This window comes from Sulfitobacter sp. (genome assembly GCF_036960155.1).
Classification (GTDB): Bacteria; Pseudomonadota; Alphaproteobacteria; order Rhodobacterales; family Rhodobacteraceae; genus Sulfitobacter.
Map to the genome: position 1 here is coordinate 1 of NZ_JBALWB010000026.1, position 20,956 is coordinate 20,956.

General features: G+C 53.8%; 21 protein-coding genes and 1 tRNA gene. 11 read left to right on the top strand and 11 right to left on the bottom strand.

What is annotated here, in order from left to right; all coding sequences use genetic code 11:
• Window positions 1-275: 275 nt before the first annotated feature.
• Together V7775_RS24165 and V7775_RS24170 are read right to left on the bottom strand one after the other, a co-directional pair.
• Window positions 276-584, bottom strand: a complete 309-nt coding sequence (locus tag V7775_RS24165; protein ID WP_335754497.1) for a DUF3240 family protein — start codon at window positions 582-584, stop codon at window positions 276-278.
• 1 nt (window position 585) lies between these two features.
• Window positions 586-1,563 carry a sodium-dependent bicarbonate transport family permease gene (locus V7775_RS24170; protein ID WP_335754498.1) on the bottom strand — a complete coding sequence of 326 codons (978 nt, stop codon included), beginning with the start codon at window positions 1,561-1,563 and terminating at the stop codon, window positions 586-588.
• A 473-nt stretch (window positions 1,564-2,036) separates the two neighbouring features.
• Here V7775_RS24170 and V7775_RS24175 point away from each other — a divergent pair, with 473 nt between their 5' ends.
• Together V7775_RS24175 and V7775_RS24180 are read left to right on the top strand one after the other, a co-directional pair.
• On the top strand, window positions 2,037-3,143 hold the full coding sequence (locus tag V7775_RS24175; RefSeq protein WP_335754499.1) for an Acg family FMN-binding oxidoreductase: 1,107 nt from the start codon (window positions 2,037-2,039) through the stop codon (window positions 3,141-3,143).
• Window positions 3,136-3,591 carry a MarR family winged helix-turn-helix transcriptional regulator gene (locus tag V7775_RS24180; protein WP_335754500.1) on the top strand — a complete coding sequence of 152 codons (456 nt, stop codon included), beginning with the start codon at window positions 3,136-3,138 and terminating at the stop codon, window positions 3,589-3,591. The genes V7775_RS24175 and V7775_RS24180 overlap by 8 nt, the downstream gene beginning before the upstream one ends.
• 358 nt (window positions 3,592-3,949) lie before the next feature.
• On the opposite strand, the gene V7775_RS24185 is transcribed toward V7775_RS24180, so the two are convergent.
• The 4 genes from V7775_RS24185 to V7775_RS24200 form a co-directional block, all read right to left on the bottom strand.
• Window positions 3,950-5,980, bottom strand: coding sequence for a Hint domain-containing protein (locus V7775_RS24185; protein WP_335754501.1), 2,031 nt, complete (start codon window positions 5,978-5,980; stop codon window positions 3,950-3,952).
• Between the two features lie 1,130 nt (window positions 5,981-7,110).
• Complete coding sequence (locus V7775_RS24190) at window positions 7,111-8,856, bottom strand: carboxylesterase family protein (protein WP_335754502.1); 1,746 nt, start codon at window positions 8,854-8,856, stop codon at window positions 7,111-7,113.
• Complete coding sequence (locus V7775_RS24195) at window positions 8,853-10,682, bottom strand: hypothetical protein (protein ID WP_335754503.1); 1,830 nt, start codon at window positions 10,680-10,682, stop codon at window positions 8,853-8,855. The genes V7775_RS24190 and V7775_RS24195 overlap by 4 nt, the downstream gene beginning before the upstream one ends.
• A gap of 17 nt (window positions 10,683-10,699) precedes the next feature.
• Entirely contained in the window at window positions 10,700-11,482 is a 783-nt protein-coding gene (locus V7775_RS24200; RefSeq protein ID WP_335754504.1) for a hypothetical protein, read from the bottom strand.
• Between the two features lie 128 nt (window positions 11,483-11,610).
• Here V7775_RS24200 and V7775_RS24205 point away from each other — a divergent pair, with 128 nt between their 5' ends.
• Together V7775_RS24205 and V7775_RS24210 are read left to right on the top strand one after the other, a co-directional pair.
• Window positions 11,611-11,832 carry a hypothetical protein gene (locus V7775_RS24205; RefSeq protein WP_335754523.1) on the top strand — a complete coding sequence of 74 codons (222 nt, stop codon included), beginning with the start codon at window positions 11,611-11,613 and terminating at the stop codon, window positions 11,830-11,832.
• Complete coding sequence (locus tag V7775_RS24210; protein WP_335754505.1) at window positions 11,829-12,065, top strand: helix-turn-helix domain-containing protein; 237 nt, start codon at window positions 11,829-11,831, stop codon at window positions 12,063-12,065. Before V7775_RS24205 ends, V7775_RS24210 begins: the two co-directional genes overlap by 4 nt.
• On the opposite strand, the gene V7775_RS24215 is transcribed toward V7775_RS24210, so the two are convergent.
• Both V7775_RS24215 and V7775_RS24220 read right to left on the bottom strand, forming a co-directional pair.
• Window positions 12,062-13,024: a tyrosine-type recombinase/integrase gene (locus V7775_RS24215; protein WP_335754506.1), complete on the bottom strand. Its 963-nt coding sequence runs from the start codon at window positions 13,022-13,024 to the stop codon at window positions 12,062-12,064. The genes V7775_RS24210 and V7775_RS24215 overlap by 4 nt on opposite strands.
• 127 nt (window positions 13,025-13,151) lie before the next feature.
• Window positions 13,152-13,235 (bottom strand) — tRNA-Leu (locus tag V7775_RS24220).
• A 138-nt stretch (window positions 13,236-13,373) separates the two neighbouring features.
• Between V7775_RS24220 and V7775_RS24225 the strand changes: the two genes are divergently transcribed.
• Complete coding sequence (locus V7775_RS24225; RefSeq protein WP_335754507.1) at window positions 13,374-13,952, top strand: YqaA family protein; 579 nt, start codon at window positions 13,374-13,376, stop codon at window positions 13,950-13,952.
• Window positions 13,949-14,401 carry a disulfide bond formation protein B gene (locus tag V7775_RS24230; protein WP_335754508.1) on the top strand — a complete coding sequence of 151 codons (453 nt, stop codon included), beginning with the start codon at window positions 13,949-13,951 and terminating at the stop codon, window positions 14,399-14,401. The genes V7775_RS24225 and V7775_RS24230 overlap by 4 nt, the downstream gene beginning before the upstream one ends.
• Here V7775_RS24230 and V7775_RS24235 read toward each other — a convergent pair.
• On the bottom strand, window positions 14,398-14,823 hold the full coding sequence (locus tag V7775_RS24235; protein WP_335754509.1) for an Lrp/AsnC family transcriptional regulator: 426 nt from the start codon (window positions 14,821-14,823) through the stop codon (window positions 14,398-14,400). The genes V7775_RS24230 and V7775_RS24235 overlap by 4 nt on opposite strands.
• Window positions 14,824-14,929: 106 nt before the next feature.
• On the opposite strand from V7775_RS24235, the gene rocF reads away from it, so the two are divergent.
• Genes rocF through V7775_RS24250 form a run of 3 tightly spaced genes read left to right on the top strand, consistent with a single transcriptional unit; the run spans window position 14,930 to window position 17,817 of the window.
• Window positions 14,930-15,850, top strand: coding sequence for an arginase (rocF, locus tag V7775_RS24240; RefSeq protein ID WP_335754510.1), 921 nt, complete (start codon window positions 14,930-14,932; stop codon window positions 15,848-15,850).
• Between the two features lie 31 nt (window positions 15,851-15,881).
• On the top strand, window positions 15,882-16,757 hold the full coding sequence (ctlX, locus tag V7775_RS24245) for a citrulline utilization hydrolase CtlX (protein ID WP_443070162.1): 876 nt from the start codon (window positions 15,882-15,884) through the stop codon (window positions 16,755-16,757).
• Between the two features lie 16 nt (window positions 16,758-16,773).
• The gene (locus tag V7775_RS24250) at window positions 16,774-17,817 is read left to right on the top strand and encodes an ornithine cyclodeaminase (RefSeq protein WP_335754512.1); all 1,044 of its coding nucleotides are present in this window, start codon (window positions 16,774-16,776) and stop codon (window positions 17,815-17,817) included.
• Between the two features lies 1 nt (window position 17,818).
• Here V7775_RS24250 and V7775_RS24255 read toward each other — a convergent pair whose 3' ends face one another.
• Together V7775_RS24255 and dksA are read right to left on the bottom strand one after the other, a co-directional pair.
• Complete coding sequence (locus V7775_RS24255) at window positions 17,819-18,985, bottom strand: NAD(P)/FAD-dependent oxidoreductase (RefSeq protein WP_335754513.1); 1,167 nt, start codon at window positions 18,983-18,985, stop codon at window positions 17,819-17,821.
• 113 nt (window positions 18,986-19,098) lie between these two features.
• Window positions 19,099-19,551 (bottom strand): RNA polymerase-binding protein DksA, encoded by a 453-nt coding sequence (dksA, locus tag V7775_RS24260; RefSeq protein WP_443070163.1) that lies wholly within the window; start codon window positions 19,549-19,551, stop codon window positions 19,099-19,101.
• Window positions 19,552-19,690: 139 nt separating this feature from the next.
• On the opposite strand from dksA, the gene V7775_RS24265 reads away from it, so the two are divergent.
• Together V7775_RS24265 and V7775_RS24270 are read left to right on the top strand one after the other, a co-directional pair.
• The gene (locus V7775_RS24265; RefSeq protein WP_335754514.1) at window positions 19,691-20,530 is read left to right on the top strand and encodes an AAA family ATPase; all 840 of its coding nucleotides are present in this window, start codon (window positions 19,691-19,693) and stop codon (window positions 20,528-20,530) included.
• Between the two features lie 250 nt (window positions 20,531-20,780).
• On the top strand, window positions 20,781-20,912 hold the full coding sequence (locus V7775_RS24270) for a hypothetical protein (protein ID WP_335754515.1): 132 nt from the start codon (window positions 20,781-20,783) through the stop codon (window positions 20,910-20,912).
• Window positions 20,913-20,956 lie beyond the last annotated feature (44 nt).

Genomic DNA, 20,956 nt, shown 5'->3' on the forward strand with positions numbered 1-20,956 from the left:
AGGAAATTGAATCAGTAACTAAGCCTCAAATCAACAAGAGTTTTTCAACAGAATAAGCCTAAAGCGGACATGCATGCTCTACACACCCGACGGATTACGGATCTTCGCTGCGCCCGCAAACTAAACTGGGCTACCTGAAGAAAGCGGACGCTCAGCGCTGCGAGCCAGTTTTTTCGATATGCATTCGCGGCGATAGTCGGCAATGAGCCAAAATGTCATTTCTGGTACAGAATTATCGCTCATCCTACGGCTACGCTTCGGTTTGCGGTTAAAGATCAGAAACGTTCAGTCCTGAGGACAAGCGTGTCGGTTACCGAGACTACGCCGATATGTCGCTCGACCACGGCAAAAGCAGACTCCAGAAGCGCATCCAATCGCTCGGGCTTGATTAGACAGATGACCATCACCATTCCGGCGCGGCCAATTTGACCTTCACGCGTCCATGGACCGGACCGACCAGACCCACCGCGAACGGGCACGACGGTATAGCCCGTCACGCCAGCCTTATTCAGCGCATCGGTCAAGCGTCCTTCGAGCGGCTTTTCAATCACGATTTCGACGCGTTTCGCGGGGTTCATCTGCATGTCAGCCTCCGGTTAGTTGGGTGGCTACAGCCACATAAAGAGGAATACCGAGGGTAAGATTGAACGGAAACGTCACACCCAACGATAGGGTTAAATAAATTGCTGGGTTTGCCTCTGGCAGTGCCACCCGCATCGCAGCAGGCACCGCGATGTAGGAGGCCGAGGCCGAAAGCACCATCATCAGAATGACGCCACCTGTAGACAACCCTATCATCATTCCCAAGATAAGCCCGAGGGCTGATCCTGCCAGCGGCATGACAATACCAAATGCCACTGCACCGATCCCCAAAATTCCCTTTGACTGTCTTAATCCGCGTCCGGCGACCAGCCCCATGTCCAACAAGAATAGGCACAAGACCCCCTTAAAAGGGGAGACGATAAACGGAGCAATTTCAGCCAGACCTTTTTCACCGGTCAGCATGCCAATTGCAAAACTGCCAACAAGCAACACGATAGAGCCATTGAGCATGATCTCGCGCATCAATCCCGGCTCCATCCGCCCACCTGAACCATTTCGTGATACCAACCAAAGGGCCGAAAGGATTGCCGGTGCTTCCATCGCTGCGGCGACTGCAACCATATAGCCTTCTGCTGCAATCCCCCGCCCTTCAAGAACCGAGGTTGCTGCCACAAATGTTACGATACTGATCGAGCCGTAGTGCGCAGCAACAGCAGCAGCATCCAACCGAGAGAATGTTGTGAAGATTTTCAACAAAGCAAAGGCCAATAAGGGAAGACCGAAAGACAGCAGAACACCTGCCCCAACCGACATCAGCAGGGCCGCATCTACGCCATGATCCGCGACCGATGCACCCCCTTTAAAGCCGATGGCAAATAGCAAATAAATCGACATGCCTTTTGCGACGGATTCCGGGATGGACAAATCAGAGCGCGCCATTGCCGCAAAAAGTCCAAGTGCGAATGACAAAATGATCGGCGACAAAAGGTTTGTGCTAGCAAGCGCTAGGATTTCGGACATCGGGAGACTCCAAATTTTTCTATCTTCTATCGAAAGGATTGGGCGTTTCCAAGGTGCCGATTCACCGAAACGATGCCAAGGCTCATAATGTTCCGGGACTATAACCGAAAGCAAATCAAAAGTAGAACTCTGCGCACCCGCAGCGAAAGGCTGCTTTGTCCCGCTTAGCAGACCTTAATGCTGCAGCAACGTATCAATGTCTGCTTCGGGGAAGCTGCGCCGCAGCGTGCGGGGCCAACGTGAACGGTAGTTTCGGGGCATTCACGTGACTTTGCAAAGTACACTACTGCGCTTAGCTGCCATTGATCCAAATGACGTCCAACGGCAGCTCCCAGCCCAAAGCGGGCACTCATTTTTTTCACTTTCCATGTTTTGCCCAGTGGCGTTCGATCCATTTAAGTTCGATATCGTACTTGTATTAGATGCGTGACGATGCTTACAAGTACGATATCGAACTTAAATGGAGTCATATAATGACACTTTCTAGACGAAATATGATTGGACTAATTGGCGGCGGCGTTGTGTTGGCAGCTACAGTGACGGCGGGAGGCTTCCTCGCAACGCGTCGCCCAACACGTGCACTTGCCTCTTGGGCGATGGCGGGCAGCTATGACGAACCGCGAATGAAAGCACTTTCCTATGCGATCCTTGCGCCAAATCCGCACAATCGACAACCATGGGTTGCGGAACTTCAGGGCGACGATCAACTGACCATCCACCGAGACAAAACGCGAAACTTGCCCGAAACAGATCCTTTTGACCGCCAGTTAACCATCGGTATGGGGTGTTTTCTGGAGCTTTTACGAATGGCCGCTGCTGAGGATGGCTATGCATTGGAAACTGACTTATTTCCGCAAGGTTATGACGGGCCTGTTGCGGTGATCCGATTTACGAATAGTGCCGCAAAAGACCCGTTATTTGCCCATGTCTTTGATCGTCATACCAACCGAAATGGCTACGAAGATCGGGCGATTGAGGCAGATGTGCAGGCCAATTTAGTCGGCTCTTTCACAATTAAAAGTGGTCAGTCAGACGTTGCCGCATTGCGCACCCTGACTTGGGAGGCGATGGAAATCGAGATGATGACCAGACATGTCATGATGGAAAGTGTCGAGTTGATGCGATTTGGGAAAGCAGAGATCGAGGCTAATCCTGATGGAATATCGCTGGGTGGTCCGTTTCTAGAAAGCTTGATGCTGGCCGGGATGCTGAGCCGCGAAGATCAGGCAGATCAAACCAGCGCCAGCTTCAAACAGGGGCTGGATATGATTAAAAAGACGATGCTGGCAACCAACGCTTATGCAGTCATCACAAGTAAGGGCAACACCCGGGTTGATCAGATTAACGCGGGGCGGGATTGGATCAGGTTGCATCTGACTGCGACCAAGTATGGGCTGTCGATGCAACCCGTCAGTCAATCGCTTCAAGAATACCCTGAGATGGCAGCGCATTACACACAGATACATGAAATGCTGGCATTACCCGGAGAAACAGTCCAAATGCTTGGTCGGCTGGGATATGGTCCAGCAATCGACCCCAGCCCGCGCTGGCCATTGGAGACACGTTTAGCACATGAATGATGAAGACCTTGGTTCCTATTTTGCACTGATCTACGAAGTGGGGATCATTAATCAGATCGGCACGGCGTTCCTCGAATCTCGCTTGCCGAGCGGTCTGTTGGTGTCCCATTTTGGGGTGGTCAGCCACCTGATCCGGGTTCGTGATGGAGCTACACCATTGGAATTGGCGCGTGCCTTTCAAGTTGCCAAAACGACAATGACCCACACATTGGCTGGGCTTGAGAAGCATGGATTTGTTGAGATGCGATCTAACCCAGACGACAGGCGCTCAAAACAGGTTTGGCTGACACCTGCCGGAGAACACTTTCGTAACGATGCATTGGTAAAATTGACCCCCCTGTTTGAGGAATTGGGGGGGCGATTTTCGCCCAAGCGAGTCACGGAAATGCTACCTGACCTTGCCGAGTTCCGAGCGGTGATTGACCAATTGCGCGACGAGATCAAGTAGCAAGATTGCCTTCGTGTAGGGCTCGTCTGGTTATCAAGCGCACAGAGATCAGGGTTTGGGTTTCGTCTGCATAGCAGCCCCAAAATGCTGCGCACCACATGAATGACCGCTTCGGGGAAGCCGCAGTGCAGGGTAGCAGATCGATACTGAAGGCCGCCGGGGTCGTACGTGTGACTTTGCAAAGGTCACTTTCTGCGCAAAGCTGCCATTGACGCAAATGCCGTCTAACGGCAGCTCCCAGCCCAAAGCGGACATGCTAATTCGACACTGGGGCGGGAAGCGGCCCTTCGCTTCAGCGAACAAACACTAGGTCACGTTTCTGGTCTACCCAGGAAGCGAGCCTGCAAAAGAGAAACCCTTAGTGGGACAGATGGTTTGCAAATTTTCGCGCTTCTTTCCGCAACAGATACGGCCGGATAGGGTTTCCATATTTTGATGATGTGCTGCTATCGCCAAATGCGACATCCTTAAGATCCGGAAACAGAATCAGTAGTTCGGCCTGCGTGGAGCACTCAAGTCCCTTGAGCGCAACCGGGCCCGGATAAAAAGATTCAGTCACCGCCCCTTCGGCATAAATCAGTTCGTGTTGATCAAACATTATGTGGATGTAAGTCACAAATTCGCAGCGCTTATCTATCCGCGCATACTGACCACCCAGGGCTTCAGCCACATGTTTTGCACGGATCAGGCTTTCATTTCCCGCTTGTTTCACCATCAAACCATGTTGTGGAGAGACCAGCATTTTCCGCCGGTTACCAAACGCCTTTTTTCGAATGACCACTGGCCTGAGATTATGGTGCTCGGCAAGGTCCACTTGGGTGAGCGTCTTTGACCCTACCCAACGTACTGGCTGAAGGCCGTTGTCGACAGTTAACACCATGTTGCCAGGGCGGATGTCTTCTACGAGAACTTCACCGTTCTCGGTGGCGATCATGGTACCCGTCGTAAAGCACGGGATCGTCTCACGAAAGTCGAAGTTCTGGACGAGTGGAGTGGCGTTGGAGCCATCTGGTGCGGTATCACCATCAGAGTCCGAAAGCGTGAAATTTCCGGAACCATCGATATCAGCGTCGTTTACATCCCAGCCAACGACATCATCGACCGCATCCATAATGCCGTCACCGTCCGTATCGCCGGACGCATCGATCTCCGCTTGGGTGAACCCATGCCCGGCCTCGTCCACATCATTGATGCCATCGTTATCCGTGTCTAAATCAAGGTAATCTGCGATCCCGTCGCCGTCGGTATCAACAGGGATCAGGCCAAGGCCTTCGTAGGCGTCGTCAAGCCCATCGCCATTACTGTCTAGGCCCGATGGGGCGATATAGCCAGCGGTGGATTGCATTTCGACATTGTCGGTGATGCCATCATTGTCGCTGTCCAGATCGAGGTGATCGGCAATGCCGTCGCCATCGGTATCCGTGGTGGTGACGACCGCGTCAACGGTGAATGTTTCTGTGGTCGTCGTGCCGAAATTAGGGTTCGCCCCTGAATCCAAAACGACAACACCATCAATCGAAATCGTGTAACTTGCCGGATCTAAGCCGGCAATGCCGTCCCCGAAATCGTCTAGGACAGTGAAAGTGTAATCGCCCAATCCTGCAACACTGACATTGGTGATTTCAACCGTGCTGTCAGTTGTGTTGTCGCTGGCAATCAGGTTGCCATCCGGGTCCCGCAACTCCCAGCGGGTGTTGTCGCCAGCGGCAAATTCATCGCCATCAAAGGTGATGGTGATGGTGCTCGGGGGTGACGTGCTGAGACCTTCGTCAGTATCGAGAATGCCGTCACCATCAGAATCGAGGTCAACATCGTCTGCCACACCATCGCCATCAACGTCATTGAGCGGAATGTCGAATGACAAATCACTGATGCCGGAGCCGCCTGTAACCGATCCGTTTGGCCCAGGTTCATATGTTAGGTCGAGTTCGGAAACGGGGCCTGCTAAATCGAGTGTAATGTCGTTGATCGTCGTCCCTGCAGCTTCGATTGAAACCGAGCCGTCAGGATTGATTGTCACGCTCTCGTCTAGCACCCCACTGAGGCCAGCTACTATGTCTGCTCCGGGGATCTGGACACCATTTTCGTCGTATGCCGTGATCGTCCAACTGTCGTCGTAGGTTGTGGCACCATCGTCATTAACGTGATTTATCGTTATCGATAGGTTTTCGACCGCGTTGGAAAAATCGTAGTTTGCGATGATAGGAGTGGCCGTTGCGAAAGCCCCAAAATCTGAAACGCCTGAACCGCCTGCCGTTGCATCCCAAGCATCGCCAGTGAACGTGCCTGTAACGGTGGTATCGTTGCCACCTTCAGAAATCGTAGTTACGCCGCTAACGGCTGTGCCACCTGTTCCGGTTAGCCAAATTGCATTGTCTAAAATTGCCATATCTTTTCACTCACGCTCTTGTTGCTCAAACAGGTCTGACAACGGGCTGTTTACTTTGGGAAGGTGAATAATCCCTAAAAGAATGGCCACGTTTAACAAACCTGAAGGACCGTGAGCGGTGTTTTGCGATGAAGTTTACTCTTAGTCCCGTCCGCCAAATTGGATGCAAACTTGGGTACCCCAGGGGCCAAACCATGTTGAATTTTGGGCAATTACGTTCGCTTTCCTGATTGGAAAAATGCCCGTAAAATTTCAAATGGCGCCCGACACCAACTCAGAGCCTGCCAGGGATAGTTGGCAAAAAAAATGCAAATCCCAGGGTCGAGTAGGGTCGAGTACGAAATTGCACCATAAGGTGCCTTCGCCAGTAGATCGTAGGTAAGCGAAAAAGTTGGTAGAGCAACTTTGCAAAGTACACTATCTGCGCAAAGCTGCCATTGACGCAAATGGCGTCTATTGACCGCTCCCAGCCCAAAGCGGAAGTTAGTCGGGATTGCAGCGAACGGCGGCAAAGAGCCCAAAGTGTTCGATATTTCGCATCGCAGCGAATGACCGCATTAACTTGTTTCGGTTCTTCCAATCGGCCCTAAAACATGGATAGTCCGCCTTATAGAAATTTTGGAAGTCCTATGCCGCTGCTTGATCCGCCACTAACGCCTCCACCTAAAGTCAAGCTATCCCGACTGCGAGATATTGGTTGGTCCGTTTGGGACCCTATTGGGCTGATCGGCGCTGATCAAAAGTGGAACGACGAAGATTGCCTGCCGTTCGCGGACGAGTATGATAGTTATTTATTGCAGGCAGCTGGACGACTTAGGAGAGGTGAGGCCGCATCCGATGTTGCAAGCTATCTGGCTAAAATCGAAGTGGAATACATAGGGTTGGGCGGCCCATTCCAAGTTGCATTGGCTCGGGCTAAAAAAGTTGTTCAAGCTATCCAAGCCGACACAAAGCTCTGGACTTACCCACAACCCATTTTAAATCTGCTTCCATTTAACGCCCTTCATTCTGCACACCCTGCGTCCAACTCTCTGCACAGATCAAACACAACCTTGCGATGCACGCCCACACCGCGCTTGGTTTCCTCTGCGTCGGATTGCACAACTGTTGGGAGTGTTTGGTGAATGGCTCTAGGTGCTGTCGAAGTAGTCCCAAATGCCTGACAGGTGATTTGGGGCCTGCCTTACGGCGGGACGCTCATTGTCGAAAAGGTTGTTTTCCACAATGTTAGTTATGCGATCGGGACCCATCGCGGCGAACGGCTCAAACGTGTCAAAATCGGAGGGCTCAAATAGGTCCAGATCATCCAAAACGGGGCCATTCGGATCACCCGTTGACATGAAATGCCTGATTGAGGATTGCAGATAGGCGCTCAAAACCAAATCAGAGAATTGCAATCGAAGCGATTCAGCGCTTTCGCCTTGCGCCACTTGCCAGTCAGGACGCCCGTTAAACCACACCTGTTGATTGGCGTGACCTGTCAGGCGCTTGCCGTTCCCAAGGCTGTCATATTTGAAATACAGCTCATAAGCCGTGCCACCCTTTGCAGCGAAGTCGCGCGGCAACCTGTTGGCACCGTAGCCAAACACGCAAAGGCCATAGGCTAGGCGCTCCAAATCATCCCCGTCAGGCGAGATTAGCGCCGTTGCCGTAGCTATTTCCTCATCGGTGGTGATCCCCACACGCCGGAAATAATCGTCTGCGTTTTCATCGTAGCGCGCCTCATTGATAAGTGAGGCTTCATTTGCCACCCACGTAGACATGTAGGCGACCGATGTTGGCCAGCGGTCCGCAGCGATTTCCGCAGGTGCCGTCCTGTTTTGCACGATCACCCCATCATTGGCGGGCCAGATATTTAACGGCCCCACTTGCTCTGCAACAAGCACACCGTCCGAAACACTCCAAACTTTGCGTTGGTTCTTAAACGCCAGGATCTGCTCAGGGGATGGCCCGAGGCGTAGCGCAGCGGCAATCCCGTCTTGTTCTGCAATTTCAGCAATCGTTCTGGTTGGGTCAAAGAACGCGGGCTTGCCTTTGATTAAGGTGTGCCAGAACGATTTCCCCAATTCCTCGCAATATGCGCGTGAAGGGCGTCCTGCCGTATCGCCGCCAGAATGGGATATAACACGATGAAACAACGTGCCGCCCATCGGCATCAGCAAGGTAGCCATCTGCCCCCCGGCTGACGTGCCGCCAAGGGTGACGTTATTCGGATCTCCGCCAAAGTTTGAAATGTGCAGCTGCACCCATTCCAGCGCCTTTAAAACCACATCATAGGCTTGGTTGATCTGATGATCCTCACCTAACGCGGGATGCGTGAAAAAGCCCTGTGTAGAAAGAGGCCACTCAACAGTCACGTAGACCCGACCAATGGCATACGCACCCTCAAAACGGGGCAGGATACGTGGGTTTTCAGTATTGCCGCCGCCGTGAATATTCACGGTAACAGGCTTGTTTGCACCAATGGCCGGATTGTCAGTTGAGATATCCAACAGCGCGCTATCTGGATGCTCAATAACACCACGTTCATCCCACTCAAAGACGCCAGCGCCTACAATGTCACTCGCACGCCAACCAACGGTTGTTGGCACAGATGGCCCTGTTGTTTGCAGCGCAATCCGGCGCGAACTGGTTGCATCAAATGGGCTTGAAGGGAGTTCTGTTAAAGCTTCAGGTGTTGACCACCACCCATCCGCAACAATGCTGGTGCAAAATGGGATGCCCCGAAATTCGCAGCGATCAAACGTCTTGCCCGCATTACGCTTGCGAAACTTTACCGCCTTGGCGCTGTCATCATCTGGCATCAACACTGGGTGCGTCTTACGCAGCCCAGTAATCTGTTGCACCCCAAACGGGACCGTCACGCGCGGGATCATGTCACAGCCACCGGATAGGAACCCTGAGCCGACATAGAAACATTTACACCGCTTGGTAGTTCGCTCAAAGCATATCCGCGCGCCTCTGCTCCAACGGTCGCCTCGCGCTCAAATCTAAGCCCAATCTTTGAAGGATTATCATATGCAATATGACCCGTTAATCCGAGAAACCCAGAAGGCTGCGAAACATCGCCAGCGGGCTTAACATTCACCGGGATTGTATTCACAAGCGAGGTTACATCCGCAGCAAATGGCAGGTCACCAATAAAAACACCGCCGCTACCTACTGTTGTGTAGGTCGGTGTAAACCCGATAGTTATCCAAAAGTGGACGACATTGCCGATCCTCTCCCACCGCAGATATTGCGCCCCGTAGGTGAAGGTAACATCGCTTGTACCGTCCGTGGTGATTGTTGCTGTTTCAGTACCGCTACTGGCCAACGGTAGCGAATTTGCCAGAGATTGAACCAGATTATCTACATACGATTCTGACGCATTCTTGACCCAAGTGCCCCATGTTCCAGAGCTGCGAAGCCTTCGCCACGTATCAAGCGAAGAACCCGCTGCGCTATAGGCCATCTGCAAACGGTTTGCGCCCACAGCTCGGACCTGAATGCCAAGGACCGTTGGGGCGTCGGTTGGCCCGTTTACCAAATCAGAACCGTAGTATTCGTCTGCCGTGTCGATGCCGTCTAAATTTGTTGACGCAGGCAGCAGAATTGCGGCCAACAAGTTTGCGCCTTCAAGAACCGCAATGCGCTCTTCGAGAGCAGCAGATGGTTCATCAAAGACTGGCTTGTCGGTTACGTCCTCATCCGCAAGGATACGCACATCCAAGAAAGTACGATCAGAACCGTACTGTTGGACATAGGGTCGGGCAAACATAGCCTCAGAGCTTGCCGCATCGATGCCCGTTCCCGCATCCGTCGAAATAACCGCATCCGCTGTTACCCACCCATTTGCCGTGGTCAGATTGCCATAATCCATAAGCACGATTTTTTTGATTGTCAGCCCTGTTTGCGTCAAACTGCTATTTAGCCAAGCAATACCAAATTCAACGGCATCCCCTGACGGGTCAACACTATCAACCGGGCGACGTCCTTCCCATCTGACACGGTATTTCCGGCCCGCCTCCAAGGTAATCACATCGCGGGGTGCAACTCGGTTATCCCCTTTAAGCTGCAAAACGGGGCCGCGTGGGGAAGTTTCTGTATCGTTTGGCGTGAAAAGCGCCATGGTCGAGGCTGGACCCTGCAAATCAGAAGAATATTGCAGATAGGCAATGCCGGGGTTCATGGGAGAATGGATCATCGCGGGCGTGAAGTTGAACAAACCCCGCTGGACGGCCGTTGTCAGACCAGCATTGATCGCCGCGCGCGTTGTAGCTGGTGACATTACAGCATCGCCGCGCGCACCGCCAAGCGCTTCGTCTGGGCTGGCGAATGGCAATTCCGAAAGTTTGCCGTTTAGCTCTGTCTGTAGATCCGTAACGTCGGAAATTGCGTGGCCGTGGCCAGATGCTGACTTGCCGTTCAGTTCTGTCTGTAGATCCGTGACGTCGGCGATCGCGTGGCCGTGGCCAGATGCTGACTTGCCGTTTAGTTCTGTCTGTAGATCCGTGACGTCGGCGATCGCGTGGCCGTGGCCCGATGCTGACTTGCCGTTCAGTTCTGTCTGTAGATCTGTAACGTCGGCAATTGCGTGGCCGTGACCCGATGGAGCGGCATCATCGTAAAGAACCTCAAGCGCTTCATTGATTTCATCTTGTATTGCCTCAAGCGTTACATCGCCCCCTGAGACAGGGAACGTGACTGTTGGTGCGGCCATCAGCTCACCTCTTTCTATTATGGAATTTGCAGTGTGAACGGTCCAACGGGTGTGCCTTCGGCCCCCGAAACCGTAACCGGAACAAGCCAAAAATCAGCCTCTCCCAGTGGAACTGTATTCGGCGTGCTGACGACTGCAAAAGCGTTGTCAATATCGCCGTCGAACGTAGAGCCAGCATAAAAGCTGATTTTGAAGGTGTTTGCAGGAGTGGTCACAAAGGCGCTAAAAGTACCGTTTGAGGTTGTTTGGCTCTGCTCAAACGTATCGCCAGTGGCGCGTATTCCGACACCGCCCGCAGTGCGTCCGGTCACGTCAAACGTAAAGCGAATGGACGTACCCTCAGCAACATCTGAAACCACCTGCTCCATCCAGCTCAACACGGCTGGCGTGTGGCTTGCCGTACCACCCGAAATGGACCAACCGCCCGCATTGAGCGTCCAAGCTGAGGTATCGGCAAAGTCACCATTCGCCAGCAAATTCACGGCATCGGCATCGCCAACGATAATGTCGAACGCTTCCCCCGGCACGGCATCAACAACCTGCCCCAAACGCTCAACTGCATCAAAGCCCGCCCCGACATCCGCGCGAAAGGCTTGCAAGCCGCTAAATGCCATACTGCTAGGGCCTGTCCCTGCGAACAGGACCCGCCCCGGCTCAGCAACAGCAGTAGTGCCCGCGATGTCGAAGGAATAGAACGCGCCCGTCAGCTCAGTCCAATCACTACGACCAGACGAGGAAATCGAGCGAACGCGTACATCGTGACCGCCTGCGATTGCTGCAATATTCAGATAGAAAAACACCTTGTCAGCATCATTCAGCGTTTCAACAGAAACATCGCCCGATCAACCTTGCTCTTGTCGAGACATTGAGCGTCAGCCCGCGCGACGTTTGGACACCTACCGCCGACAACCACTTCAAAGCCTGTAGCGTGCCCACACTAGACGCTACTTGGCGCGAACTGGTCATTCAGGACGATGAAGCAGACATCGAAATGGCACGGTTCCAGAAACTCAAAAAAGGCGAGAAGGCCAAAGAGCTGGAAGCCCTATACAACGATACATCCCTACAGGAGGTCCTTGGCCTGAAACGCGCGCAAATCGCTGCGATTGACGCATGGGTGCCTGTGGTGATGCGGTGTGACCAGCAATGACCACACTGATCGCAATTGAAGCCACCGCTCTTGATGCAATTCTAAAGCGCCTGGACCGCATAGACCACAAATTGGAAGGGGCGACTATTGTCCCCCGCGCAGAATGGCTGACAGTTAAAGATGCCGCTCAAACGCTTGGAGTGAAACCAGACATGATCCGCCGCAAAGCAAAGTCTGGGGAGATACAGGCGCGAGGCACAGGCAAGTGCCGAATGGTGAAACTGGTAGACTAAAGCCGCTTCGCGATGTCCGCCGCCGTTTCTCTGTAATATGTGTTCATCAGAATTCGAAGATCTCGGTGCCCCGAGATTTTTGCTAGGGTCATCACGTCTACTTTTCGCGACAACATAGTCAAAGCAGCGGCCCGGCTATCGTGATAGGTTAAACCTTCCACCAGCGCCCTAGCCTTGATCTTGCGAAACAGTGCATCCAACAAGCTGCTATTCAAACCAAAAACTGGCGACAGCGCTGGAAGTTGCTTAAGGAGGTCTATAGCGGCACCAGACAATGGAACATCCCTAGGATGTCCGTTTTTAGTTTTAAGAAGATGCACCACCCGCGCGTCCAGATCGATGTCCTCCCAAGACATTCCGACAACTTCCCCCGCCCTCATTGCTGTCTCACAGGAAAACCGGAAAGCGTGGAACGCGCGTGCCGTTGCCGCACTCAAATCTTGGCCTGCTGCTTGCTGCAGGCGCTCCAACTCATCCGAGCTTGGCAGCCGATCCCGAGGGCGAGGCTCTGGCGGCATCCTCACGCCTTCAAGCGGGTTGGTGTGGATCAAACCCCAATCTTTCCGAGCCGTGCCCAGAACCGCACTCAATAAGTTCTTCTCACGACGAATTGTACCAGCCGCAACGCTTCGCGCCCGATCATCGCGCCAATCAGAGAAGTGGGCCGGCGACAAGTTCTTGAGCTGCACCGCACCAAGCGGGCCCCTCAAGAGCCGCTCGATCTGCATAACTTCCCATTTATGCCCGCGCTTTTGAGGCGACACTTCGCGGGCGTACCTTTCCAGGACTTCGCCAAATCGCATAGCTGCAGCCAATTTTTCACCATGAAGTATCTTATACTCTTCATGAGCGGCCCAATCTTTGGCCTCTTGCCGAGACACAAACGTTTTGGACTTTCGAATTCCATTTCGGTCTATCTGGGCACGGTAGCCCTTGGTGTGTTTGCGAATCGAGGCCATTCACGCACTGTGCGTGAATTGCAGCCGCTTTTTGCTGATGTGAAACGTGGATTTCGCAGCACATCAGAGCACAAAGCCATATTATAAAGGATTCTACGGATCAAACACAGTCGATAAACAGTGCTTGTGGTACCCAAGGCCGGACTCGAACCGGCACGCCTCGCAGCGGGAGATTTTGAATCTCCTGCGTCTACCATTCCGCCACTTGGGCACGAGGGAGGATGTAGCCTGACGAAACGAGCGGAGCAAGCCCCATTTGTTACCTTTTTGTATAGTTGTGAAACCTCGCCCTCTCTTGACCTGAAACGCATCCCGTGATGTTCAGGCATTAACCTAGGGAGAGGCCCACATGATCCAACGCCTGTATGACTGGACTCTCAGTCTAGCTGAACACCGCCATGCCCTTTGGGTGTTGGCCTTTGTGTCCTTCCTCGAAAGCTCGATGTTCCCAATTCCACCGGACATCATCATGATTCCGATGATTATCGCACGCCCCAGCCGAGCCTTTATCATCGCTGGTGTGGCTTTGGTTGCATCTGTGTTGGGTGGTTTGTTGGGGTATGCAATCGGTGCACTGGCCTTTGATGCGCTGGGAGAACCCATTTTGAATGCGCTTGGCAAAGCAGATTCGATGGCAGAATTTGCCACTCGGTTTAATGATCTCGGCTTTTGGGCCGTGTTGGTAGCAGGTGTGACCCCCTTCCCTTACAAGGTCATCACAATCATGTCGGGCTGGACGGCGATGCCGCTGGGTACATTCATTGTGACCTCCATTATTGCACGCGGTTTGCGCTTTTTCCTTGTTGCGCTTCTGCTGTGGAAATTTGGCGCGCCAGTGCGCGACTTTATTGAAAAACGTCTGCCCCTTATGTTTACAATCGCTGTCGCGCTCCTGATCGGCGGCTTCTTTGTGGTGAAACTCCTATGAAACAGGTCCTCCTCATCGCGACCATCGGATCAGCCGCAATCTTGCTGGGTGCCTTTGCATTTCAGCACATTGGCGGGATGCCTCCCTGCAAATTGTGTTTGTGGCAGCGCTGGCCGCATGCTGTTGCGGCTTTGATTGGTGTTGTCATTATCCTCACGGGTAAAATCCAGCTTGCATGGCTTGGCGCGCTTGCGTCTCTCAGCACAGCGACCATCGGGGTGTATCATGTCGGGGTTGAGCAAGGCTGGTGGGAGGGTCCAACCAGTTGCACCTCGTCCGGTGTCTCCAACATGAGCTCTGAGGACCTTCTGAACCAAATCCTAGCGGCCCCGCTGGTGCGTTGTGATGATATCGCGTGGCAAATGGTGGGCATCAGCATGGCAGGTTGGAATGCCATATTGTCCCTTGCCTTAGCTGCTCTTTGGGTTGTGGCCGCGCGCCGCGGTTAACCCGCCTTTTGGGTACTCAGCAGCAGGTTGGTCTCGGACGAGACAACACCATCGAGCTTGCGAATACGGTTTAACACCTCGTCAAATTCGCCCAATGTGGCTGAGCCGATCTCGACGATCAGGTCCCACCGCCCGTTGGTTGAATGCACGGCCCGCAGTTCTGCCATGCCAGACAATTGGCGTTTGATCCGATCTGCGCCGCGCCCCTCGATCCCGATCATCATCAATCCACGCACCGGGTCACGTGCCACATCTGCCCGCGTGATCACCGAAAACCCCACGATCTCTCCGCGCGACTGAAGCCGCGCCAATCGCGCCCGCAGTGTTGTGCGCGATACACCTAAGCGCGCGGCAAGATCAGAAAGAGAAGCCCGAGCATCATGGCGTAGTGCTGCGATCAATCTATCGTCCGTATCGTCCATTTATCTATCCAAAATGATCAGGTGATCTCCATTATGGACATTTTGATCGCTATTCATAGCCCACATTTACCGAATACTAAAAGGAAACAGGCAAAAGGATCACCTCATGACATCTCAACATTGCATTCTTCAAGGCGCGCCCCTTGATTGCGGAAAAATCCGCCGTGGCTGTATTATGGGGCCTGATGCCTACCGCACTGCTGGCCTTGCCGAGGCGCTGTGCAGTCTTGGTCACACGGTCACTGACATTGGCAACATCACACCTGCCCCCTTTACCGACACGCCCCATCCAAAGCTCCACCGCTTGTCAGAAACCATCGCGTGGACACATGCGCTAGCCGATGCAACCGAGGCCGCCCTTCCGCAAGGGCTGCCCATCACCATGGGCGGCGATCACGCATTGGCGGCGGGCACTGTGTTGGGTGCAATGCGCTATGCTGCAACGCAAAAGCGCCCGCTATTTGTCCTATGGCTGGATGCACACAGCGATTTTCACACATTGGAAAGCACAGACAGCGGCAATCTGCACGGCACGCCCATGGCCTATGTGACCGGGCGCAGTGCATTTCCGGATTGGCCCGTCCTGCCAGCGCCACTGCCGTTTGAAAACATCGCCATGGTTGGCCTGCGCTCGGTTGATCCTGCAGAACGCGCAGCCTTGCAAGACACTGCCATAACCCGCGTAGACATGCGCGAAATTGATGAGACAGGCATTGCCCGTCCCTTGGGTGCCTTCCTTGATCGCGTCGCGGCAGTGAATGGCATGCTGCACGTCTCTCTTGATGTCGACTTCCTTGATCCAGCTGCCGCACCCGCTGTTGGCACCACGGTTCCTGGTGGCGCGACAGTACGCGAAGGGCATCTGGTGATGGAAATGCTCAATGACAGCGGCCTGATGACATCCCTTGATCTGGTTGAACTAAACCCGTTTCTGGATGAGCGCGGCCGCACAGCTGAACTGATGGTTGATCTGGCCGCCTCAGCAATGGGCCGCAACGTGTTTGACCGACCTACGCGGGCCTTCTGATATGTATCCCCAAGCCCCGTGCGATGTCGTAATGATCCGACCGCATCACTTTCGCTCAAACCCTGAAACTCAGGGGGACAACGCCTATCAGACCGCATCAGTGACAGATGTGAGCGATACAGCGCGTGCAGAATTTGACGGGGTTGTCGCGGCGCTTCGCAAGTTTGGTGTGGCGGTTCATGACTTTGACGATACATCACGCGACACACCGGATTCAGTATTCCCAAACAACTGGTTCTCAACCCATGCAGGGGGCCATGTTGCGGTCTATCCGATGTATGCTGACAATCGCCGCCGCGAACGACGCCCTGACGTAATTGAACACCTCAAGAACGCGTTCCGTGTTCAGGATGTCATTGATTACTCAGGGCTTGAGCAGGACAATCTAGCGCTTGAGGGAACTGGTGCGATGGTGTTGGATCACATCGGACGTGTGGCCTATGTCGCGCGCTCTTTGCGTGCTGATCCTGTTTTGCTTGAGCGGTTTTGCACACATTTCAATTTTGAACCCATCGCCTTTGATGCGGCTGATTCCGCTGGGCAGGCCGTTTATCACACCAATGTCCTGATGGCCGTGGGAACCCGCGTCGCACTTGTTGGATTGGACATGATCAGTGACCCTGCGCGCCGCGACATGGTGCGCACAAGATTGGAACAAACAGGTCGCGAAGTCATTGCCTTGAGTGAGGCGCAGATCAACGCCTTCGCCGGCAACGCAATTGAGCTTGAAGGCAGCGATGGTCTGTTCCTTGCGCTTTCGACAACAGCGCACCGCGGGCTAACACCCCAACAGATCACACAAATTGAGAAGTACGCCACGCTGCTTCCCCTCTCGATTCCTACACTTGAAACTGCCGGAGGTTCGGTGCGCTGCATGATTGCAGGCCTGCACCTTGCCCGCCGCTGAACAGAAAGAATATCCCATGACCCAACCCTCACAAAAAGCACTTGTTCCGTTTGTTAGCGTGGACCACATGATGCAGCTGATTAATCACATTGGCATGGCCCCCATGCTGCAGGGCCTCTGTGCGCGGATCGAAGATGACTTCCGCCGCTGGCCCTTGTTTGACAAAACACCGCGTGTGGCCTCGCATTCCGATGTTGGTGTGATTGAGCTGATGCCTACCTCGGATGGTGATGTCTACGGGTTCAAATACGTCAACGGACACCCTGCCAACACCCAAGACGGATTGCAGACGGTTACGGCCTTTGGCCTGCTGTCTGATGTGGCCACGGGGTATCCTGTGCTATTTTCGGAAATGACAATTCTAACGGCCCTACGCACGGCAGCGACATCTGCACTTGCGGCCAAAACACTGGCGCCCAAGGGCTCCAAGGTGATGGCAATGATTGGTAATGGCGCACAGTCCGAATTCCAAAGCATGGCGATGATGGCCATTGTCGGGATTGAAGAAGTGCGCCTGTATGATGTTGATGCGGCTGCAACTGCCAAATGCGCGCGTAACCTCGAAGGCTCGGGATTGCGCGTTGTAAGCTGCACCAGCGCCGAAGACGCAATCCTTGGGGCGCAGATCATCACGACCTGTACCGCAGATAAACAATACGCAACCATCCTGACCGATAATATGGTCGGCGCGGGCGTGCACATCAACGCCATTGGCGGGGATTGCCCCGGCAAGACCGAGCTGGCCCCTGCCATCTTGCACCGCGCAGAGATCTTTGTGGAATACCCCGAACAAACCCGCATTGAGGGTGAGATCCAGCAGCTAGAACCTGATCACAAAGTGACCGAGCTGTGGGAAGTGATCACGGGCACTGCGACAGGCCGCAAGGACGCCAAACAAATCACATTGTTTGACAGCGTCGGCTTTGCAATCGAGGATTTTTCGGCACTGTGTTACGTGCGCGACGCGATCAAAGACACCGCATTTTTCACGCCCCTAGACATGTTGGCTGATCCTGACGATCCACGTGATCTGTTTGGCATGGTGGCGCGGGCAAAGTAAGTCAGCGACGCGCGGTAACGTCCATTCCGTAAAGCCAATCAAATGCGCCCAGCATCCGCATGGGTGCAAATCGGCTGCCCATGCGCAACGCCGTATGTGCAGCCCACCGCGCAGGGCTCGGCCGTAGATGATACCGCCACGCGTTGCCCTCTGCAGCCTTTATTACCTTAGTCACTCGGGGCACGCGGGCTGCTTGATAGGCAGGCAACGCTGCAGCGCCGCCTTCGCATACATGGTCCGCTAACACCCACGCGTCTTCCAACGCCATGTTTGCCCCTTGGGCCAGAAACGGCAGCGTCGGGTGCGCCGCATCCCCCAATAGGGCGATACCGCCCTGTTGCCAGACGGGTGCAACTGGATGCCTGTGAAGCCCCCAAAGTGTGGTCGCCTCAACTGCGTTGATCATATCCGCTGCCATGCCTTCAAAATCAGCAAATGCAGCGCGCAGATTTGCAGGATCATCCGCGTGGTTCCAGCCCTCTTCAGCCCAATCCTTACGTTCTTCAACCGCAACAAGGTTCACCATGCGGCCACCGCGCAGCGGATAGCTGACCAAGTGCCGCCCCGTTCCCATCGTCACCATCGCCACATCAGGATGACCAACCGTATTTGGTATCGTCGCCCGCCATGCCACCTGCCCTGTAAAGAACGCGTCATCCTCACCATTGAGCGTTTGACGCGCGCGCGAATGAATACCGTCCGCGCCCACAATCAGCTCTGCACGCCGCGACGAACCATCAACCAACGTCAATTCAGGGATATCTCCTGCGGTGACCGTTTGAACTTGTGCACCCATTTCAAAGCTCACGTTATGTTCCCGCGCGGCCTGTGCTAGCACATCGATCAAATCAGCGCGGTGCATAAACAGATAGGTTTGTTCCGCAGGAAGCCGCGTCAGATCAAGGCGCGCAACATCGCCCACACGGTCAAAGGCCTGCATAACCACCGCTTGACCGCGTACTGCACCGCGATCGACCAGCCGCTTTTCCAGCCCCAATGCACGTAGCACAGCCAACCCATTTGGACTGACTTGCAATCCTGCGCCAACTTCACGGATCGCCTCGGCGCGTTCAAGCACTGTCACAGCAACACCGCGCCGCGCCAGCGCAATGGCTGCAGCCAACCCGCCAATCCCCGCGCCAATTACAATTGCGTTGTTAAGACCCATCTTTGATCCCCTACTACTCACAAAAAGACGCCGCAGTTTTCACTGCAGCGCCCAATTTTATTGAGGATGCCAAAAAAACACCCAAACATCGAACCAATGACCGCCAGTGGCGATTATTCGTCGCGATGAACTTTTTCGCGGCGCTCATGGCGTTCTTGCGCCTCAAGGCTCATTGTTGCGATCGGACGTGCATCAAGACGCTTCAGCGAAATCGGCTCGCCAGTGACCGAACAATACCCGAATTCTTCTTCATCAATCCGCCGTAACGCAGCGTCAATTTTGCTCACTAACTTGCGCGCGCGATCACGTGTGCGCAGTTCCAGCGCACGATCAGTTTCTTCAGAAGCGCGATCATTCACATCCGGAATATTGCGCGTCCCATCCTGAAGAGTTTCGATTGTATCGCGGCTACCTACTAGCAGTTCCGCCTTCCAATTCAATAACTTGCGACGGAAATACTCCACCTGCCTGTCATTCATGAACGGTTCGTCTTCAGCTGGACGGTAATCGTCCTTCAAAATCGTTTCCTGTTTCACTTTGTCCAACTCCTTAGCGGCCTTCGACATTGTCACTTGGAATACTCCCTCACGACATCTCCCATTGGCGGCGGTTTATAGGACGGATGAGCGATTGTCACTACACAATCACGCGCTATGATCCGCAGCGAAACATACGAACCGAATGAACTAGAAAGTTGATTACGATATGAAATTCCAAGGTACCGCCGACTATGTCGCAACGGACGATCTGAAAATTGCGGTTAACGCGGCGGTCCAGCTGGAACGCCCCCTTTTGGTTAAAGGTGAGCCCGGTACAGGCAAGACAGAACTCGCACGTCAAGTGTCCTCAGCGTTGGGTCTGCGGATGATTGAATGGAACATCAAATCCACCACCCGCGCGCAGCAGGGTCTGTATGAATATGACGCCGTCAGCCGCCTGCGCGACAGTCAGCTGGGCGAAGAGAAAGTGCACGACGTTTCCAACTACATCCGCAAAGGCAAGTTGTGGGATGCGTTTGAGGCAGGCGAGAAGGTTGTGCTGTTGATCGACGAGATCGACAAAGCCGATATCGAATTCCCAAACGACCTTTTGCAAGAGCTCGATAAGATGGAATTCCACGTTTATGAAACGGGTGAAACGGTAAAGGCGGCTGTCCGTCCTATCGTGATCATCACGTCTAACAACGAAAAGGAACTCCCAGATGCGTTTTTACGCCGTTGTTTCTTTCACTACATTCAGTTCCCAGACATGGATACGCTGAAACAGATCGTCGAAGTCCACCACCCCGGGATCAAGCCAGACCTGCTGACAACAGCCCTGACGCAATTCTATGAGATCCGTGATCAGCAAGGCCTCAAGAAAAAGCCGTCTACTTCGGAAGTCATTGATTGGCTCAAACTGCTGTTGGCCGAAGATCTAGACGCCAAAGACCTGAAGGCGGATGGCACGACGGCCCTGCCCAAATTGCACGGAGCGCTGCTCAAGAACGAACAAGACGTGCATCTGTTTGAACGCCTTGCCTTTATGGCGCGCGGCGGACGTTAACCATGCTAACCCGACAAGCACTAATATATCTCGTGCTCGTCGGCCCTCTACATTACCTCGCATTTGATCTTTGCAACGGTATTACCAGCGCTGCTGTTCCCTCCTGATCTACTCGTGCAGCTTATCATTGCGGTGCCTATTTTCTGTCTTATGATTTCTTGGGCTGTACCTGCACTGCTGCATCCCACCCAAGCCGAGCACAGCCCGGATACGGATAGTTGCGGTCTTGATCGCATTGTTATGTGTCTCAGTGAGCTTCCTCTCTGTGACCATCGGCCTCATGACCCTGATTGAAGTGACAATTGTCTATATTTTAGCAGTGGTGTTCCTACATCTGGTAGTGCTACGTCAGGATGACGTGGCCTGCTCGTACGGCAGCTAACCCCCTTTGAACTGTGGCTTTTTCGCATCCACGGCCACAGGCGC

Bases quoted from the DNA above. Each gene is read 5' to 3' on its own strand.
- dksA (WP_443070163.1), bottom strand. From the start codon at position 19,551: ATGTCGAAGGCCGCTAAGGAGTTGGACAAAGTGAAACAGGAAACGATT.
- ctlX (WP_443070162.1), top strand. From the start codon at position 15,882: ATGATCCGACCGCATCACTTTCGCTCAAACCCTGAAACTCAGGGGGAC.
- V7775_RS24235 (WP_335754509.1), bottom strand. From the start codon at position 14,823: ATGGACGATACGGACGATAGATTGATCGCAGCACTACGCCATGATGCT.
- V7775_RS24250 (WP_335754512.1), top strand. From the start codon at position 16,774: ATGACCCAACCCTCACAAAAAGCACTTGTTCCGTTTGTTAGCGTGGAC.
- V7775_RS24170 (WP_335754498.1), bottom strand. From the start codon at position 1,563: ATGTCCGAAATCCTAGCGCTTGCTAGCACAAACCTTTTGTCGCCGATC.
- V7775_RS24190 (WP_335754502.1), bottom strand. From the start codon at position 8,856: ATGATCCCGCGCGTGACGGTCCCGTTTGGGGTGCAACAGATTACTGGG.
- V7775_RS24225 (WP_335754507.1), top strand. From the start codon at position 13,374: ATGATCCAACGCCTGTATGACTGGACTCTCAGTCTAGCTGAACACCGC.
- V7775_RS24215 (WP_335754506.1), bottom strand. From the start codon at position 13,024: ATGGCCTCGATTCGCAAACACACCAAGGGCTACCGTGCCCAGATAGAC.
- V7775_RS24165 (WP_335754497.1), bottom strand. From the start codon at position 584: ATGCAGATGAACCCCGCGAAACGCGTCGAAATCGTGATTGAAAAGCCG.
- V7775_RS24195 (WP_335754503.1), bottom strand. From the start codon at position 10,682: ATGGCCGCACCAACAGTCACGTTCCCTGTCTCAGGGGGCGATGTAACG.
- V7775_RS24175 (WP_335754499.1), top strand. From the start codon at position 2,037: ATGACACTTTCTAGACGAAATATGATTGGACTAATTGGCGGCGGCGTT.
- rocF (WP_335754510.1), top strand. From the start codon at position 14,930: ATGACATCTCAACATTGCATTCTTCAAGGCGCGCCCCTTGATTGCGGA.
- V7775_RS24185 (WP_335754501.1), bottom strand. From the start codon at position 5,980: ATGGCAATTTTAGACAATGCAATTTGGCTAACCGGAACAGGTGGCACA.
- V7775_RS24230 (WP_335754508.1), top strand. From the start codon at position 13,949: ATGAAACAGGTCCTCCTCATCGCGACCATCGGATCAGCCGCAATCTTG.
- V7775_RS24210 (WP_335754505.1), top strand. From the start codon at position 11,829: ATGACCACACTGATCGCAATTGAAGCCACCGCTCTTGATGCAATTCTA.
- V7775_RS24180 (WP_335754500.1), top strand. From the start codon at position 3,136: ATGAATGATGAAGACCTTGGTTCCTATTTTGCACTGATCTACGAAGTG.
- V7775_RS24255 (WP_335754513.1), bottom strand. From the start codon at position 18,985: ATGGGTCTTAACAACGCAATTGTAATTGGCGCGGGGATTGGCGGGTTG.
- V7775_RS24265 (WP_335754514.1), top strand. From the start codon at position 19,691: ATGAAATTCCAAGGTACCGCCGACTATGTCGCAACGGACGATCTGAAA.